A 15,618-nucleotide genomic window follows, 5' to 3' on the forward strand; every position below is an offset into this window, starting at 1 on the left:
ACCTGCAGGGGTGATGTGCTTTACCATTTGCGGCCCTCACAGCAGCGAGCGATCTGTGCTTACACGATTTATGCGACTTCGGCGCTGGACGCAGGACCGCCTGCAGGAGCGTTTTGGATTTGACCTGACGCGCACAGGCTTCTACTCGCCGATCGTTGACCGGGTCGAAGTGAAGCAGCGCGCTGCGGCCATCTGGTCAGCCCAAAGCCAGTCGCCGGAGCATATGCCCGGCCTGGACTTCCGGCCCGAGTATCAGACCCAATTGCTGGCCGGCGAAGTAGGCCGTGCAATGGCGGCCTGCCAATTCGACCGGCACCCGCAGCCGGCGGGTACACCGCCGCGCTTCTTTATCGAAAACGGCCAGTTCGGTGACTTGGACGCACGGATGCTGGTCGGGATGCTGCAGGCGTTCCGGCCCAAGCGAGTCATCGAAGTGGGCTCGGGTTTCTCCACCATGGTGATGAACCAGGTCGCAGGCGAGAAGTTTGCCGGTCAAATGCAGGTCACCGCGATCGAGCCGTTTCCGCGCCCCTTCCTTGGCGCGCTGCCCCACGTGAAGCTGATTCAAAGCAAGGTACAAGACGTCGATCCGCAGGTGTTCGCCGCACTGGAGAGTGGCGACGTGTTGTTTATCGACTCATCTCATGTGAGCAAGACGGGATCGGACGTCAATCATCTGTTCTTTGAGGTGCTGCCGTTCCTGCGTGCTGGCGTGCTTATTCACGTCCATGATATTTGGCTGCCGCTCGATTACCCGCAAGATTGGGTGCTGGCCGAGGGCAGGAGCTGGACCGAGCAGTATCTTCTGCGCGCATTGCTTACCGGATCCACGATGTACCAGGTCGAGCTGGCCGGGATGTATCTGCATCACTTCCTGCGCCCGGTGCTGGACCAGGCTCTTGGAGCGTCAGCCGCGCAAGTGGGCGTCGGCTCAAGCTTCTGGATCCGCAAGGTTGCTTGAGCTGGCCGGAGATGCAGCAGTGGTGTTTGGTGAGCGGGGAACAGGGAACGGGGAACGGGGAACATGCAGCTTGAGTGGTGCTTGCGGTGCCGCGTTCTCTTTTTGATCTTTCTTTGTTTTTGCGCTTGCTTTTTTGCTCCTGCTTTTTAGGCTTTTCCCCGTTCCCCGTTCCCCGTTCCCCGTTCCCCGTTCCCCGTTCCCCGTTCCCCGTTCTTCAGCCCTTCCCAGTCTGTGCCGGCGGAAACAATATCTCCACGCGTAAGCCGCCTTCGTTGCTCGACAAGTAATGCACTCGTGCGCGGTGTCGTTCGGCAATCCGTTGCACGATAGCCAGGCCCAGGCCTGTGCCTTCTTCGTGGCAGCCAGGCACGCGGAAGAAGCGCTCGCCGAGGCGGGCCAGGAATTCGGCAGGGACGCCGGGGCCGTTGTCTTCGATGCTGAGGCAGACTTGGCGGTCGTCTTCGATGGTTATCGCCACCGTCACGATGCTGTCGCGGCCGGCGTAGCGCAGGCTGTTGTCGATCAGGTTGTCGAGCAGTTCTTGCAAGGTCGTGCGGTCGCCGTCGATCCATACGGGGGCAGATGGGCCGTCGTAGCCGAGGTCGACGCCGGCGGCGAGGGCTTCGTGTACGCGCAGGCTGAGCAACTCGGGAATGAATCGGCCCAGGTCGATCAGAGCGTGTACGCCGGTTTCATGCTCAGGCGACTGCGCACGGGTCAGTGCCAGCAATTGGGTGGATGTGCGGCTGGCGCGGTTGGTCAGTCGCTGAATATGTTCCAGTGCATCGTTGACAGTAGCCGGGCTGGGGTCGGCCTGGGCACGTTCGACATGTACGCGCAGGCCGGCGAGTGGCGTGCGTAGTTGATGCGCCGCGTCGGCGATAAAGCGCTCTTGCAGGGCAAGCATGCCGCGCAGTCGTGCAAACAGGCCATCGATGGTGCGTGTCAGCGGCAGAATTTCCACCGGAACATCGACGTCGCTGATCGGCGCCAAATCATGTTCGCGCGCGGCCAGCCGCTTAGTGAGCGGATCGAGTGCGCGCAGGCCGATGCGCACGCCGTACCAGACCAGGGCGAAGACCGCGGCGATCAATAAGGCTTGGGCCGGAATGCTTAGAAACAGAATTTCGCGCGCACGCTGATGACGGTCGCGCAACGTCTCGGCCATGGTCAAGGTGAGCTTGTCGCTGGGGTCATGCGCGGCTGGAATGCTTATGCTGGCGGCGCGCAGTTTGCGGTGTTCTTGGGTCGTATTGAATAGCGTCGGGTCGCCGGTGGCGGCGCTCGGCGGCTGCAACTGCGGGTTGCCGGCCAATAGGCCGTGCTTCTGGCTGCTGACACTGAAATAGTTGTGTCCTTCTGAATCGTAGTCGAGCAGAAAGCGCGCCTGTGCCGAGATCTCGCCGTTTACATTCTCCTTGCTGAGCATCTGCGCCATCGTGGACACGTTGTCGGCGAGGTCGCGGTCGTGCACATGGTTGGAATAGATCAGCGCACCCGCGTAAGTGATGAGGCTTTCGATCATCAGCATCAGCATCAGCGGGATCAGCAAGAACGCCAGCAGGCGCCGCCGCAGGCTTTGCCGGCCATCAGGCGTCAAGATGCGGTACAGCCAGGGCTGTGGCGGGGCTGATGTCACCGGAGCGGCATCAGTGTCGCTCATGCCTGGCTATCCTTGGTTTCATCGGCGCGGGTTTCATTGATTTTGGCGTCACCGTTCTTGAGCTCTTCCAACAGATAGCCAAGGCCGCGGATGGTGCGAACCTGAGTGCCGGAATCGGCGAGCTTGCGGCGCAGGCGGTAGATCGCGATATCCAGGCCGTTGTCGGTAAGCTCCTCGTCCCAACTGCACAGTGCCTCGATCAATTGCGCACGGCTGGTGACCCGATCGGGTCGCGCGGCCAGGGCTTCGAGCAAGCCGAATTCGCGTGCGGTGAGTTCAAGCGGTGTTTCACCGAGCCAGGCGCGATGGCCGGGCAAATCGAGTCGAAGCTTGCCGATCAGCAGCTCCGGCGCACCTTGCGCGGTGTAGCGGCGTAGCAACGCGCGTACACGTGCTTCGAATTCGGCTAGCGCGAATGGCTTGACCAGGTAATCGTCGGCGCCGAGGTCGAGCACACGCACGCGTTCGCGCAGACCTTCGCGGGCGGTAACTACCAGCACGGGCAGGCCGCTGCCGCGTTTGCGTAAACGCTGCAGTACATCGCTGCCGTCGAGCGCCGGCAGGCCTAAATCGAGGATGAGCAGGTCATAAGGCGTGTCGCGCAATGCCGCGTCGGCGCGAGCGCCGTCGGCGACATGATCTACCGCGTGTCCGCCTTGGCGTAACGAGGCGCTGACGCCAGCGGCGATGGCGGGATCATCTTCGGCGATCAGGATGCGCACGATGGTTTCCGGGGAGGTAGGGGAGTGAGCGGGGCGCAATATATTGCGTCAATATTGCGAGTGATTCTCATTTGTGACAGCATGCGGCGCTTACCCAGGGGATGCATGGTGAGCAGCTTACTGCCCGGCACCCGCAGCCGGGAATCGGCCTGGGTGTTGGCTACAAGAATCAGAAGATCAGTGCTGGCGCGCTGCTTTTCAATGGACCATATACGGGCATCACCGCAGAGGCAGAAGTTGCAGGCGCACCAGCAAAATCCGTCCCCCCATCGCTCGTTCTGGCTCAAGCAGCTACATCAATGGCATTGGATCAGTTCGGCGTTGTGCCTGATCGGCATGCTGCTGTTCGCCGTCACCGGGATCACCCTCAACCATGCGGGGCGGATCGAGGCGAAGCCGCAGACGCAACATCGCCAGGTGCAGTTGCCGGCGCCGCTGCAGCGAGCGCTGGCCGGCGGCGATGAGCGCAAGGGCGAGCCGCTGCCGCCTGTTGTGGCTGATTGGCTTGGTGATGCGCTGGGTGTATCCATCAACGGTCGCAAAGGTGATTGGGCGGTGGATGAAATCTATCTGTCGCTGCCGCGACCAGGTGGCGATGCCTGGCTCAGCATCGACCGCGAAACCGGGCAGGTCGAATACGAGCGCACCGAGCGCGGCTGGGTCTCTTATCTCAATGATTTGCACAAAGGCCGCAACGCCGGCCCGGTGTGGGCCTGGTTTATCGACATCTTTGCACTGGCCTGCGTGATCTTTTCGGTTACCGGGTTGCTGCTGCTGAAAATGCATGCCGCCAAGCGCGGTGCTACCTGGCCGTTGGTCGCACTGGGCCTGCTGCTGCCGTTGGTGCTGGCTTTGATTTTTATTCACTGAATGAGGAGCGCCCATGCGTCGTCTGAAGTTTTCCAATCTGTTGCTCTCGGCGCCTGCACTGTTGCTCGCAGCGCCCGTCGCAGCGGCCGATCTCAATGTCACCGTGCAGATTCCGCAACTCAATGTGGCCGAATATCACCGCCCCTATGCCGCGGTGTGGATTGAGCGCGAGGATCACAGCGTCGCTACGCAATTAGCCGTTTGGTACGCGCAGAAAGAGAGCAAGGAGGGTGCCGGTACGAAATGGTTGCCCGACCTGCGCCAATGGTGGCGGCGCGGAGGGCGCGATCTCGCTTTGCCTGTCGATGGCGTTTCCGGTGCGACACGGCCTGCCGGACAGCAACAACTGAAGTTCCAAAGCGGCAAGGCGCCGTTGAACGATTTACCCGCCGGCAAATACGAACTGGTCGTCGAAGCGGCGCGCGAGGTCGGCGGGCGCGAAGTGGTGCGGGTGCCCTTCGTGTGGCCGGTTAAGTCGATGCAAAGCCTTGCTGCGCAAGGCCAGACCGAATTGGGTGCGGTCAAGCTCGACCTGGCGCCTTGATCTTTTTGCTGGTCATCAATGACATTCTTTGGGAGTCCGACATGTTCAAGCGTTCGTTGAAATGGGCCGCTATCGCCCTGGCACTCAGCCTGCCGTTGGCTGCGCAAGCACACAAGATGTGGCTGTTGCCATCAGCCACCAATGTGTCGGGTGTCGATCCATGGGTGACAGTGGATGCCGCCGTATCCAACGATCTGTTCTATCCCGATCACGTGCCGGCAGCGTTGGATAAATTAATCATCACTGCACCGGACGGCCAGACGGCTAAAGCGGACAACGCGGTCACCGGTAAATACCGTAGCGTGTTCGACCTGCATCTCACCCAGCAAGGGACTTACAAACTGGCCCTCATCAGCCAGGGCGTGTTCGCCAATTACGAGATCAACGGCGAAAAGAAACGTTGGCGTGGTGATGCGGTGAATTTGCGCAAGGAGATTCCCGCGGATGCGAAACAGATCGAAGTTAGCGAATCGATCAATCGTGTCGAGACATTCGTCAGCAACGGCAAGCCCAATGAGGCTGCGCTGAAGCCCGGCGGCAAGGGTTTGGAGCTGGTGCCGGTTACCCATGTCACCGATCTGGTGGCTGGCGAACCGGCGACCTTTCAATTGCTGCTCGATGGTAAACCGGCGGCGGATCTGAAGATCACCGCCATCCCCGGCGCCACGCGTTATCGCAATGCGGCCGAAGAGATCAGCAGCAGCACCGACAAGAGCGGCAAGTTCAGTCTTACCTGGCCGCATGCCGGCATGTATTGGATCAATGCCAGCACCCAAGACGACAAGACCGAAGTGAAGCAAGCCAAGCAACGTCGCTTGTCATACACGGCCACCTTGGAAGTGCTGCCGCAGTGATGCGATGAAAGCACGCATCCCCCGTCGATGACTCGCGCTCCCGCGCTACACAATCTGCACGGCCTGACCATGGGCACCACCTGGTCGGTGCGCGTGGTCGTGCCGCAAAGCATTCCGTTGGATGCCTTGCAATACGGGATACAAGACCAGCTCGACCGAGTCGACGAGCAGATGAGCACCTATAAGCCAGCATCGGCGTTGTCGTGTTTCAACGCTGCATCGACTGGCTGGTATGAGCTTCGTGCGGAGTTTTTCGAGGTAGTGAGCCACGCCATATGGCTGGCCAGCGACAGTGGCGGCGCTTACGACCCCACGGTGGGGCCGTTGGTGAATTTATGGGGTTTTGGGCCCGGTCAGCGCGCGCGTGAACGACCCTCGGCCGACGCTATCGCCGAGGCGCATGGGCGCATCGGCTGGTGGAAGATCAAGCTTGATCCGACGACCCGGCAAGCGTTTCAGCCAGGCGGCATCCAGCTCGATTTGTCCTCGGTGGCCAAGGGCTACAGCGTCGATCAGGTCGGTCGCTGGCTGGACCGCATGGGCGCGACAGCTTGGCTGGTCGAAGTGGGTGGAGAGTTGAAAGGCTATGGCATCAAGCCGGACGGCATGCCATGGCGTATCGGCATTGAGCGCCCCGATGCCGCCGCCGGTGCGGTCGAGCGGGTTGACCAGTTGGAGTGCACACTTGCCCTGAGCGGTCGTGCGATTGCCACCTCAGGCGATTATCGGCATCACTACGAGGACGGCGGTCAGGTTTATTCACACCATATCGACCCCCGCGATGGGCGGCCGGTGCCGCATGCCGTCGCCTCGGTGAGCGTGCTGGCCAGGGATGCGCTGCAGGCGGACCCGCTGGGTACCACGATGACCATACTCGGCCCGGAACAAGGGTTGGCGTATGCGGAGGCGCGCGGTTTGGCGGTGTTGTTTATCCTGCGTGGCGAGCATGGTCTGTACGAACGCATGTCGGCGGCATTTGCGGCGGCATTGCGGGCATGACGCCATGCGACAGCGTGTCTATGAAACGCGCGACTTTCGGCAATGCGATCTTGCTTGCGTTACTGATACTGCTCGCGTGCGGATTGTTCTCGTTGCACGCCGACGAGTTGTACTGGAGCGATCCGGGGTTGCTTCGGTGGTCGGGCGCTGCGACGGCGATACTGCTCTGGTTCGGCTTTACTGTATGGCGGTGGCGTGCAGCGAGGGCGGATGCGCTGCCGCTGTCCGCGTACGAAGCGTCGATCGTGATTGCCTATGCCAGTCAAACAGGCACCGCCGAACAATGGGCGAGGCAAACCGCGCAAAGTCTGCAGGTGGCGTCGCTGCCGGCGCGTTTGATCGAGTTGGAGCGGCTCGACCCCGATGCGATGCGTGCGGCAGGCCGTGTGTTGTTTGTCGTCAGCACCACCGGCGAGGGTGATGCGCCAGACAGTGCTGCACATTTCTTGCAGCGCTGGATGCGCGAGCCGGTCGATCTGGCCGGGTTGCAATATGGCTTGCTGGCGTTGGGCGATAGCGATTACCAAGACTTCTGTGGCTTCGGACGTCAACTGCAACACTGGTTGCAGAGCAGTGCGGCGCAGTCGCTGTTCGATCCGGTCGAGGTCGATAACGGCGACCCCGCCGCGTTGCGGCATTGGCAGCATCATCTGACCTTGCTCAGCGGCGCTAGTGAGATGCCGGATTGGCAGCGCCCGCAGTATCAGCGTTGGCAACTATGTGAGCGACGCTTGCTCAATCCCGGCAGCCTGGGCGGGCCATGTTTTCATCTGGCTTTACGGCCGTTCGATGGCGTAGCCGATTGGCAGGCCGGCGATCTGGTCGAGGTGGGGCCGCGACATGCCGCAGAACACGTGTCGGAATGGCTGGCGCAACTATCGCTTGATGGCGATGCGATGGTGCATGTGGAGGACACGCCACGGCGTTTGGCCGAACTGCTCGCATGCAGTCATCTGCCGGCCGCCGATGAGGTGCGCGGCTGGCCCATGGCGCGTTTGCTTGCCAGCCTGCAACCATTACCGCATCGCGAATACTCGATTGCATCGTTGCCGGTCGATGGCGCACTGCATTTGCTGGTGCGGCAGATGCGTCGCGAAGATGGCCGTCTGGGATGTGGCTCCGGCTGGCTGACCATGCATGCCGAACTCGGTGATGATATTTCGCTGCGCATTCGCAGCAATCCTCAATTTCATCCGCCGACAGATGCACAGCCGCTGATTCTGATCGGCAACGGTACCGGTCTGGCGGGCCTGCGTGCTTTGTTGAAAGCGCGCATTTCCAACGGCCAGCGGCGTCATTGGCTGCTGTTTGGCGAACGCCAGTCGGCTCATGACCATTACTATCGAGACGATATCGAGCGCTGGCAATTGGACGGCTATATCGAGCGCATGGACTTGGTCTGGTCACGCGAACAGGCCGCGCGTATCCATGTGCAGCAGCGTTTGCATGAGGCTGCCGATGCGCTGCGGCAATGGGTGGCCGACGGCGCAGCGATCTATGTCTGCGGCAGTCTTGCCGGGATGGCTCCGGGGGTGGACGCCGTGTTGCGCGAGGTGCTGGGGGCGGCACAGGTTGAGCAGTTGCGTAGCGAAGGGCGCTATCGGCGCGATGTGTACTAGCAAGTTCTTGTGTGGACGACCGCGGTCGCCATGCCTTAGTTTGTCGGGGATCAGGCTGATGTGACCTCTGGCCTATGACGCCGGCACGCGGATAACGCACGCTGCGCTATCACTCGGGGAGATGGGCGAGATGGGGATACGGGTAGGCAAGATCGGTATTTTTTGGCTGGCACTGGCGAGTTGCCTTGCGCAGTCGTCGATATCAATGGCTCAAGGCGTGGCAGCCGCAGCACAGCCCGCGGCAGCCAGTTCGACGGCCGTGGCGGTGCCGCCCGAGATTCCACTCGTCGGTGCCGATGCTGCCGCGGTGAGCGTGCCCAGTGCGGCCAATGCCTGGGGTGGCGAGCGCACGGGCAATGAAGCGACTTTGTCTGACCGGGTGGTCAGTTACCGCATCGATGCAGAGCTGGATGCGGCTAAGCATGCGATCAACGGCAAGCAGCAGATGACCTGGCGCAACCGCAGTGACCGTGCCGTTCACAGCGTTTATATGCATCTTTATCTCAACGCTTTCCAAAATGAGCGCAGCACTTTTTTTACCGAGCGCAGCGTACTTACCGCGCATGGCGATTCTCGTGGCCGGGGGGCGGTGAAGAAAGGACAGTGGGGCTGGATTGAACTCAAGCAGGTGCGGCAAAGCGCCGCGCCGCTGAAATGGACTTTTGTGCACCCCGACGGCGGACCGGAAGCGGATCAGACCGTGGTGCGCATTGATCTGGCCGAGCCGGTGCCGGCCGGCGGCACGTTGACGCTGGACATCGACTTCCTCAGCCAGTTGCCGCGCGTGATCGAACGCACCGGTTACTTCGGCGATTTCAATATGGTCGGGCAATGGTTTCCGAAAATCGGTGTGCTGGAGTTGCCGGGTGAGCGTGGCGCCACTGCACCACGCTGGAACGTGCACGAGTTCCATTTCAATAGCGAGTTTTACGCCGATTTCGGCAGTTACGACGTGAGCATGACGGTGCCGTCGGACTACACCGTTGGCGCGGTAGGCGAGCAGCAAGGCGAGCCGGTCAAGAAGGACGGCAAGACGACCTATCGCTTCGTGCAGGGCGACGTGCACGATTTTGCCTGGGTCGCGGCCAAGGGCTATCAGACGCTGGATGCCAGCTATGTCGGGCCGGGTAGTCCGAAGGTGGCGGTGCGGGTTATCTATCCGCCGGAATATCTGGCCAGTGCGCAGCCGGTGTTGAAGGCGACGCTGGATTCGCTGGCCTATTTTTCGAACACGTTGGGCGCGTATCCCTATCGCACAGTGACTGCGGTGGTGCCGCCATACAACGCCGACGAAGCCGGTGGCATGGAGTACCCGACCTTTTTCACCGCTGAGGGCTACGCCAAGATCGATTCGCAGACGGCGGATCAGTGGGAGATCGACTTTGTCACCATCCACGAATTCGGTCACGGCTATTTTTATGGCTTGCTCGCCTCCAATGAATTCGAAGAGCCCATGCTGGACGAGGGGCTCAACGAATACTGGGACCAGCGCATGCTGCGTGAGCGCAACCAGCGCATCTTGGTTCCGACAACGTGGATGCGTCGGCTGGGTATGACCCCGACCATGGACGTATTCGCGATGGAGCGCATGTCCGCCGGGCTCGGCCGGCCGGTGGATCCGCTCGGCCAGAACAGTTGGAATCGCCTGTCCAGCAGCAGTTACGGCACGGTGTATTCGCGCACGGCCACGGCGATGCATGATCTCGAAGAGCGCCTAGGCAAGGAGGTCACCGAGCGCGCTTTCCGCGAGTACTACAAGCGCTGGCATTTCCGTCATCCATCCGTCGCCGATTTGCGTGCTGCGTTGATCGATGTGTCAGGCGATGCGAAAACCGTCAATGAAGTTTTCGATCAGTACGTGTTCGGTACCGCGAAAATCGACGACCGTATAAGTGCGATCGACAACAAAGAGGTGCTGCCGCTGGCCGGTTCCGAATCGAAAGACGGCAAGCGCAGCGAGGTCGATGCGGATGCGCTGGATAAGCAGATTGCCAAGCAGCGCAGTGATTGGAAAAAGGCCCATCCCGATGCCAAGCCCGACAGTGGCGGCCCCTTTCCTTGGCGCGGCACGGTCACCGTGGTGCGTGATGGAGCGCAGGTGCCGCAGCTACTGCGGGTGAAGTTCGCCGACGGCAGTAGCGAGGATGTGCATTGGAATGACGACCGTCGTTGGGCGCGTTTCGTTTTCACCAAGCCGACGAAGATCGTCTCGGCCGAACTGGATCCCGAACAGAAGATCTATCTGGACGCGAACAAACTCAATGACAGCCTGACGACCAAGCCCAATGGCGCGGCGTCGCGTCGCTGGGGGGCCGATGTCGGGGCCTTGGTGCAGGCTTTCTACGCATTTCTGGTGACCCTCTGATGGCCTACAACAAGATGTCTCGTCGTGTGAATCTCGGTGCCGTGGCGCGTGCATTGTTCACTGCTTTGCAGTGGCGCCTGTTGCTGCTGTGGCTGGTGTTGCTGCTATTGCCGGCAGCAGTAGTCGCCTTGCCCATATGGAAAGCCTTGAGCGGGTTGCTCGATTCCTCGGTGCATGCCGATGCCTGGGCGCAAAAGTTCGATACCAACATGTTTGGCGACACCATGCGGACATGGGGTGATCTGTCGTCGATGTTCGGGGCCAATGTGATGCTTGGCCTGGTGTTGACTCTGGCGCTCGCGCCCTGGCTTAACGGCATGGTGATCGCCAGCGGTCGGGCAGGGCGCACGCTTGGCTTCGGCCAGCTTCTGCAGGGTGGCCTGGTTGAATATGGGCGCATGTTTCGCTTGATGCTGTGGTCGCTGCTGCCCTTTGCCATCGCTATCGGCCTGTCGACTCTCGGCTTCAATATGGCGGACGAACGTATCGAGGCTGCGGTGCTCAAATCACAAGCCGACGCGAGTCAGCAAGCTGCGTTGTTGGCCGCCGGGGTGTTGTTTGTGCTGCTGCATGCGGTGGTGGAATCGGCACGCGCTGCCTTTATCGCCGATACCGGCTTGCGTTCGGCGACACGCGCGCTTTGGCGTGGCTTTATGCAGTTGCTGCGGCGTCCGTTCAGCACCTTGTTTGCCTATCTGCTGGTCAGCGCGATCGGTTATCTGGCGGTGTTGGCCTTGGGTATGGCGCGTATCCAGGTGCCGGCGATCGGCCTGGGCGGTTTTGTCGCAGCGTTCCTGCTCAGCCAATTGATCGTGGTGGCGCTGGGCTGGACTCGCACCGCGCGGCTGTTCGCATTGGCTGAGGTATCGCGCTCGCTGACGTCGTCGCGGCTTTAACGTAATGGCCTTAGTCGTGACGCTTCGGGCTGGCTTCTGCCGGGGTCGTCACGACTAAAGCCGCTTGCATGGAAGCGGCGAGCGGCCACGCTTTATTCCGTTCCCCGTTCCCCGTTCCCCGTTCCCCGTTCCCCGTTCCCCGTCAGGCGTAAGCGCAACGGCTCTCGATAGTCGGCGGGTAATAGGCGAATACATGGTTGTGGCAACCGTAGAAATCCATGTCTTCGATATGCTCGCCGCCGAGACGTTCGGCGACGCGGTCGGAAGCTTCATTGCCGATACGCACCATGCTGATGATCCGCCGCGCGCGTAGCTTGCGCCAGGCGAATTCGAGTACGGCACAACCGGCTTCGGTGGCGTAACCGTGGTGGCGGTATTCGGGCTTGAGCATCCAGCCCAGTTCCAGTTCGGGCCAACCCTCTGGATACATCAGGCCGGCGCGGCCGATGAACTCGCCCGTGGATTTCAATTCCAGTGCCCACATGCCGTAGCCGCGTAGTTGCCAATGGCCCAGCAGCATCGCCAGCGAGCGCCAGGCATTGCTGCGGTCCAGCGGTTGGCCGTCGCCGATCCAACGGGTGCTGGCAGGGTCGGCGAGCATCGCGGCGTAGTCGTCGAAATGTCGGTCGGTCAGCGCGGTTAAACGCAGGCGTTTCGTTTCGAGGATAGGGATATCGGACATCACGGCATCGGCTGATATGGGCGGCCTGAGTTACAGGCTGCCTAACAATTTGGAGAGCGTACGGGTACTCATGGCCAGACTTTCGGGCCAGGGCAAGCCGACAATTCTCTCACCTGTCGCCGTATCGACAAAATCCTCCTGCTGGCCCGGAGGCAGCAGGTGGCGGTAATCCACGGTGATTTCGGTGCCTGCGGGCAGATCGCTCAGGGCGAACACAAAGCCCAGATGCCACAGGCCGGTCGGCGCAAAGCTATGATTGATAAAGCATTCGTCCGGCCAGTCCGGCGAAACCGTATAGCGGTCTTCAAACCAGCGGGCGCTGGCATAGAGCTGGGTTTTCAGCTCCGGCGAACTGGTGAGTTCGTCATAACGCCAGGTCTTGTCGATGGCATCGGGCGCCGTAATGATTCGCCCGGTGGCGATATCTTCTTCTAGAAACAAACCCTTGCCGGCGCCCTCGATGGAGGAGGGGGCAATGCGGTAACGCGGAAGAATCATGGCGGCGCGGGCGGTTTGAGAGGCGCGGAGTGTAGCGCAACCGGCGAGGCCTGCCATGGCCCTGCCGGTTGCTTCTTGTCCTCATTCCTACTGTTTGGGCGACCCCTGGGTGTTATTCCTCCGCAGCTTTCTTGGCCTTGATTTTGTTTTTGCTCGATTTGTCGGTTTTGGCGACGCCGTCATCGCTAAGCAGGATCGCGCTGCGGTTGCGTTCCAGCGTGGCGGCGCTCACGCCCTTGACCTGGGTCAGCTCATCAATGTTTTTGAATGAGCCATGTTCGTCGCGCCAGGCAACGATCGCACTGGCTTTAGACAAGCCAATGCCGTCGAGCGATTTGGCCAGGGTTTCGGCATCGGCTTTATTGACGTTGACGGGGGTGGCGGCGAATGCCGGCAGGGCGAGCGCTAAGGCGATGGCCAGTGCGGTAAGTTTGCGAAGCATAGTGACTCTCCTTTTTCGGATGTGAGCACGGCTTTCCTTGGGCCGTGGGGTGAATATGCCGATTCGGTCCAGATGATGCAGTCGGCCTGCAGGCCTATACGCAGTGCGTATATGACCTATGGGTTTGTCGGAGGGGCCCTACACCTTGTCAGTGCAGGCAAGCCATTCGGGAGTCACTGATACAATGCGTGTTTTCCCGATTTGCAGGAGTCACGCCTTGGATACCGTCCGTCTTTCCAGTTTTGTCAGCGGCCTTTGGGACGACGAGATCGTGCCGCAATTGGTCGAGTACATCCGCATTCCCAACAAGTCGCCGATGTTCGACGCTAAGTGGGTCGAGCACGGCTATATGGATGCCGCGGTAAAACTGATGGAGACCTGGGCGCGCTCCAAACTCTCCGCTTTGCCGGGCGCGACGCTCGAGGTGGTACGGCTGGAAGGGCGCACGCCACTTATTTATATCGAGGTTCCCGGCAGCGGTGACGATACCGTGGTGCTTTACGGCCATCTCGACAAACAGCCGGAGATGACCGGCTGGGCCGAGGGCCTCGGCCCGTGGACGCCGGTAATCAAGGGCGACAAGTTGTACGGCCGCGGCGGCGCCGACGACGGTTACGCCATTTTCGGTTCGCTCGCCGCTTTGCTGGCGCTGCGTGAGCAAGGCGTGGCGCACGCCCGCTGCGTGATCCTGATCGAGGCTTGCGAAGAATCCGGCAGCTATGACTTGCCGTACTACGTGGACCATTTGGCCGCGCGCATCGGTAACCCGTCGCTGGTGGTGTGCCTCGACTCAGGTTGCGGCAACTATGACCAGCTCTGGTTGACCACGTCGCTACGCGGCATGACCGGCGGCGAATTGACCGTGCAGGTACTGGAAGAGGGCGTGCATTCCGGCGATGCCTCCGGGGTGGTGCCGTCCAGCTTCCGCATCCTGCGCGATCTGCTTTCGCGCCTGGAAGATCCCGCCACCGGCGTGATCCAGCCGAAAGAACTATATGTGGAGATTCCGCCGCAGCGCATCGAGCAAGCCAAGCGTTCGGCCGAGGTGCTGGGTACGGCGGTATACGACAAGTTTCCCTTTGTCGAAGGCATGCATCCGACCACCGAAAACCTTACTGAGCTGGTACTCAACCGCACATGGCGGCCACAACTGGCAGTCACCGGCGTGGACGGTATGCCGCCGCTGGAAAGCGCCGGTAACGTGCTGCGCCCGAAGACCTCGGTAAAGCTCAGTCTGCGTGTGCCGCCGACACTTTCCGGCGCCAAGGCCGGCCAGTTGGTGAAGGAGTTGCTGGAGAAAGATCCGCCGTATGGCGCCAAGGTCAGCTTCAAGCTGGAGAAGGACGGCAGCGGTTGGAATGCGCCGCAGTTGTCGGCGTGGCTGGAAGAGGCCGTAGCCGAGGCCTCGAAGAATCATTTCGGCGCGCCGGCCGCTTACATGGGCGAGGGCGGCAGCATTCCGTTCATGGGCATGCTGGGCGAGAAATTCCCGCAGGCGCAGTTCCTCATTACCGGTGTACTCGGCCCGCACTCCAACGCGCACGGCCCGAATGAGTTCTTGCACATCCCCACCGGCAAGAAAGTAAGCATGGTGGTGGCCGAAGTGGTGGCGCGGCATTACCAGCAGAGCGTCAAGAGCTGAGGCAATGCGTTCTTTGTCCTTCTCCCCACGGGGAGAAGGCGTTTTTCTCATCATCACTGCCAAGCCATGACTCCTGCCCCTGACGACTACTCTTATCTAGCCACTCAGTGGGCAGCGATCCGCCAGCGCGTGGACGCGGCCTGCCGCGAGGCGGGGCGCGATCCGGCCGAGGTAAACATTCTGCCGGTCAGCAAAACCTTCGGGCCGGAAGTGATCCGCGCGGCAGTAGCGCTGGGGCTGCATCGTTTCGGCGAGAACAAGGTGCAGGAGATCCGCGACAAATCCGGCCCGCTGGCCGACTGCGCTATCGATTGGGTGATGATCGGCCATCTGCAGACCAATAAGGTCAAGGACGTAGCGCGGTTGGCCAGCGAGGTGCAGTCGCTGGACCGCCCTGAGTTGGCCGAGGCGCTGCATCGCCGACTACAGACCGAAGGCCGTGTGATCGATGTGCTGGTACAGGTGAAAACCTCGCGCGAGGAGAGCAAGTACGGCCTGCCGCCCGAGGAGCTGCCCGCCTTTCTAGACAGCTTGCGTGGCTACGACACGATGCGTGTGCGTGGCCTGATGACCCTGGCGATCCACTCCACCGAGCCGCAAGAGGTGCGCGCCTGTTTCCGGCTATTGCGCGAGCTGCGTACTCAGGCTGTGGCACAAGGCCATGATTTGACGCGCCTTTCGATGGGCATGAGTGGGGATTTTCCGCTGGCGATTGCCGAAGGAGCGACTGAGGTGCGGATCGGTACGGCGATTTTTGGAAGCCGGCCTCACGCGGATAGCTATTACTGGCCTGAATTACCTAAATAGTTCATTAAACATTCATGGATATGGCTGTTAAAAGGACATTTCTTTTCCTGTCAT

15 protein-coding genes are annotated in these 15,618 nt (G+C 61.0%); 10 read left to right on the plus strand and 5 right to left on the minus strand.

Annotated features, from left to right (window positions below; genetic code table 11):
* The first annotated feature begins 55 nt into the window (after nt 1–55).
* Nucleotides 56–961, plus strand: coding sequence for a class I SAM-dependent methyltransferase (locus DVJ77_RS06640; protein WP_162791394.1), 906 nt, complete (start codon nt 56–58; stop codon nt 959–961).
* Nucleotides 962–1,175: 214 nt separating this feature from the next.
* Here DVJ77_RS06640 and DVJ77_RS06645 read toward each other — a convergent pair whose 3' ends face one another.
* Both DVJ77_RS06645 and DVJ77_RS06650 read right to left on the minus strand, forming a co-directional pair.
* Nucleotides 1,176–2,498 carry a sensor histidine kinase gene (locus DVJ77_RS06645; protein WP_225427872.1) on the minus strand — a complete coding sequence of 441 codons (1,323 nt, stop codon included), beginning with the start codon at nt 2,496–2,498 and terminating at the stop codon, nt 1,176–1,178.
* Nucleotides 2,499–2,620: 122 nt separating this feature from the next.
* The gene (locus DVJ77_RS06650) at nt 2,621–3,346 is read right to left on the minus strand and encodes a response regulator (RefSeq protein ID WP_114844661.1); all 726 of its coding nucleotides are present in this window, start codon (nt 3,344–3,346) and stop codon (nt 2,621–2,623) included.
* A 183-nt stretch (nt 3,347–3,529) separates the two neighbouring features.
* Here DVJ77_RS06650 and DVJ77_RS06655 point away from each other — a divergent pair, with 183 nt between their 5' ends.
* From DVJ77_RS06655 to DVJ77_RS06685, 7 genes are all read left to right on the plus strand, one after another.
* Nucleotides 3,530–4,216, plus strand: coding sequence for a PepSY-associated TM helix domain-containing protein (locus DVJ77_RS06655; protein ID WP_380037937.1), 687 nt, complete (start codon nt 3,530–3,532; stop codon nt 4,214–4,216).
* A gap of 13 nt (nt 4,217–4,229) precedes the next feature.
* Nucleotides 4,230–4,760 carry a DUF2271 domain-containing protein gene (locus tag DVJ77_RS06660; protein ID WP_114844663.1) on the plus strand — a complete coding sequence of 177 codons (531 nt, stop codon included), beginning with the start codon at nt 4,230–4,232 and terminating at the stop codon, nt 4,758–4,760.
* A 41-nt stretch (nt 4,761–4,801) separates the two neighbouring features.
* The gene (locus tag DVJ77_RS06665; protein ID WP_114844768.1) at nt 4,802–5,614 is read left to right on the plus strand and encodes a DUF4198 domain-containing protein; all 813 of its coding nucleotides are present in this window, start codon (nt 4,802–4,804) and stop codon (nt 5,612–5,614) included.
* Between the two features lie 27 nt (nt 5,615–5,641).
* On the plus strand, nt 5,642–6,613 hold the full coding sequence (locus DVJ77_RS06670) for an FAD:protein FMN transferase (RefSeq protein WP_114844664.1): 972 nt from the start codon (nt 5,642–5,644) through the stop codon (nt 6,611–6,613).
* Nucleotides 6,614–6,633: 20 nt separating this feature from the next.
* Nucleotides 6,634–8,232 (plus strand): sulfite reductase subunit alpha, encoded by a 1,599-nt coding sequence (locus DVJ77_RS06675; protein ID WP_225427856.1) that lies wholly within the window; start codon nt 6,634–6,636, stop codon nt 8,230–8,232.
* 130 nt (nt 8,233–8,362) lie between these two features.
* On the plus strand, nt 8,363–10,597 hold the full coding sequence (locus tag DVJ77_RS06680) for a M1 family metallopeptidase (RefSeq protein WP_225427857.1): 2,235 nt from the start codon (nt 8,363–8,365) through the stop codon (nt 10,595–10,597).
* Nucleotides 10,597–11,493, plus strand: a complete 897-nt coding sequence (locus DVJ77_RS06685) for a hypothetical protein (RefSeq protein ID WP_114844666.1) — start codon at nt 10,597–10,599, stop codon at nt 11,491–11,493. The genes DVJ77_RS06680 and DVJ77_RS06685 overlap by 1 nt, the downstream gene beginning before the upstream one ends.
* Nucleotides 11,494–11,635: 142 nt before the next feature.
* Here DVJ77_RS06685 and DVJ77_RS06690 read toward each other — a convergent pair whose 3' ends face one another.
* The 3 genes from DVJ77_RS06690 to DVJ77_RS06700 all read right to left on the minus strand — a co-directional run bounded on the left by DVJ77_RS06690 (nt 11,636) and on the right by DVJ77_RS06700 (nt 13,115).
* Nucleotides 11,636–12,175: a GNAT family N-acetyltransferase gene (locus DVJ77_RS06690; RefSeq protein ID WP_114844667.1), complete on the minus strand. Its 540-nt coding sequence runs from the start codon at nt 12,173–12,175 to the stop codon at nt 11,636–11,638.
* A 30-nt stretch (nt 12,176–12,205) separates the two neighbouring features.
* The gene (locus DVJ77_RS06695) at nt 12,206–12,673 is read right to left on the minus strand and encodes an SET domain-containing protein-lysine N-methyltransferase (RefSeq protein WP_114844770.1); all 468 of its coding nucleotides are present in this window, start codon (nt 12,671–12,673) and stop codon (nt 12,206–12,208) included.
* Nucleotides 12,674–12,785: 112 nt separating this feature from the next.
* Nucleotides 12,786–13,115 carry a ComEA family DNA-binding protein gene (locus DVJ77_RS06700; RefSeq protein ID WP_114844668.1) on the minus strand — a complete coding sequence of 110 codons (330 nt, stop codon included), beginning with the start codon at nt 13,113–13,115 and terminating at the stop codon, nt 12,786–12,788.
* A gap of 217 nt (nt 13,116–13,332) precedes the next feature.
* Here DVJ77_RS06700 and DVJ77_RS06705 point away from each other — a divergent pair, with 217 nt between their 5' ends.
* Nucleotides 13,333–14,757: a M20 family metallopeptidase gene (locus DVJ77_RS06705; protein ID WP_114844669.1), complete on the plus strand. Its 1,425-nt coding sequence runs from the start codon at nt 13,333–13,335 to the stop codon at nt 14,755–14,757.
* Nucleotides 14,758–14,823: 66 nt separating this feature from the next.
* The gene (locus DVJ77_RS06710) at nt 14,824–15,564 is read left to right on the plus strand and encodes a YggS family pyridoxal phosphate-dependent enzyme (RefSeq protein ID WP_114844670.1); all 741 of its coding nucleotides are present in this window, start codon (nt 14,824–14,826) and stop codon (nt 15,562–15,564) included.
* The last annotated feature ends 54 nt before the right edge of the window (nt 15,565–15,618 follow it).

The sequence above is a fragment of the Dyella tabacisoli genome, assembly GCF_003350925.1.
GTDB classification, from domain to species: domain Bacteria; phylum Pseudomonadota; class Gammaproteobacteria; order Xanthomonadales; family Rhodanobacteraceae; genus Dyella_C; species Dyella_C tabacisoli.

Excerpts from the sequence above, each read along its gene's own strand:
- DVJ77_RS06645 (WP_225427872.1), bottom strand. The coding sequence starts at position 2,498 with ATGCTGATGCTGATGATCGAAAGCCTCATCACTTACGCGGGTGCGCTG.
- DVJ77_RS06660 (WP_114844663.1), top strand. The coding sequence starts at position 4,230 with ATGCGTCGTCTGAAGTTTTCCAATCTGTTGCTCTCGGCGCCTGCACTG.
- DVJ77_RS06665 (WP_114844768.1), top strand. The coding sequence starts at position 4,802 with ATGTTCAAGCGTTCGTTGAAATGGGCCGCTATCGCCCTGGCACTCAGC.
- DVJ77_RS06670 (WP_114844664.1), top strand. The coding sequence starts at position 5,642 with ATGACTCGCGCTCCCGCGCTACACAATCTGCACGGCCTGACCATGGGC.
- DVJ77_RS06675 (WP_225427856.1), top strand. The coding sequence starts at position 6,634 with ATGAAACGCGCGACTTTCGGCAATGCGATCTTGCTTGCGTTACTGATA.
- DVJ77_RS06680 (WP_225427857.1), top strand. The coding sequence starts at position 8,363 with ATGGGGATACGGGTAGGCAAGATCGGTATTTTTTGGCTGGCACTGGCG.
- DVJ77_RS06685 (WP_114844666.1), top strand. The coding sequence starts at position 10,597 with ATGGCCTACAACAAGATGTCTCGTCGTGTGAATCTCGGTGCCGTGGCG.
- DVJ77_RS06690 (WP_114844667.1), bottom strand. The coding sequence starts at position 12,175 with ATGTCCGATATCCCTATCCTCGAAACGAAACGCCTGCGTTTAACCGCG.
- DVJ77_RS06695 (WP_114844770.1), bottom strand. The coding sequence starts at position 12,673 with ATGATTCTTCCGCGTTACCGCATTGCCCCCTCCTCCATCGAGGGCGCC.
- DVJ77_RS06700 (WP_114844668.1), bottom strand. The coding sequence starts at position 13,115 with ATGCTTCGCAAACTTACCGCACTGGCCATCGCCTTAGCGCTCGCCCTG.
- DVJ77_RS06710 (WP_114844670.1), top strand. The coding sequence starts at position 14,824 with ATGACTCCTGCCCCTGACGACTACTCTTATCTAGCCACTCAGTGGGCA.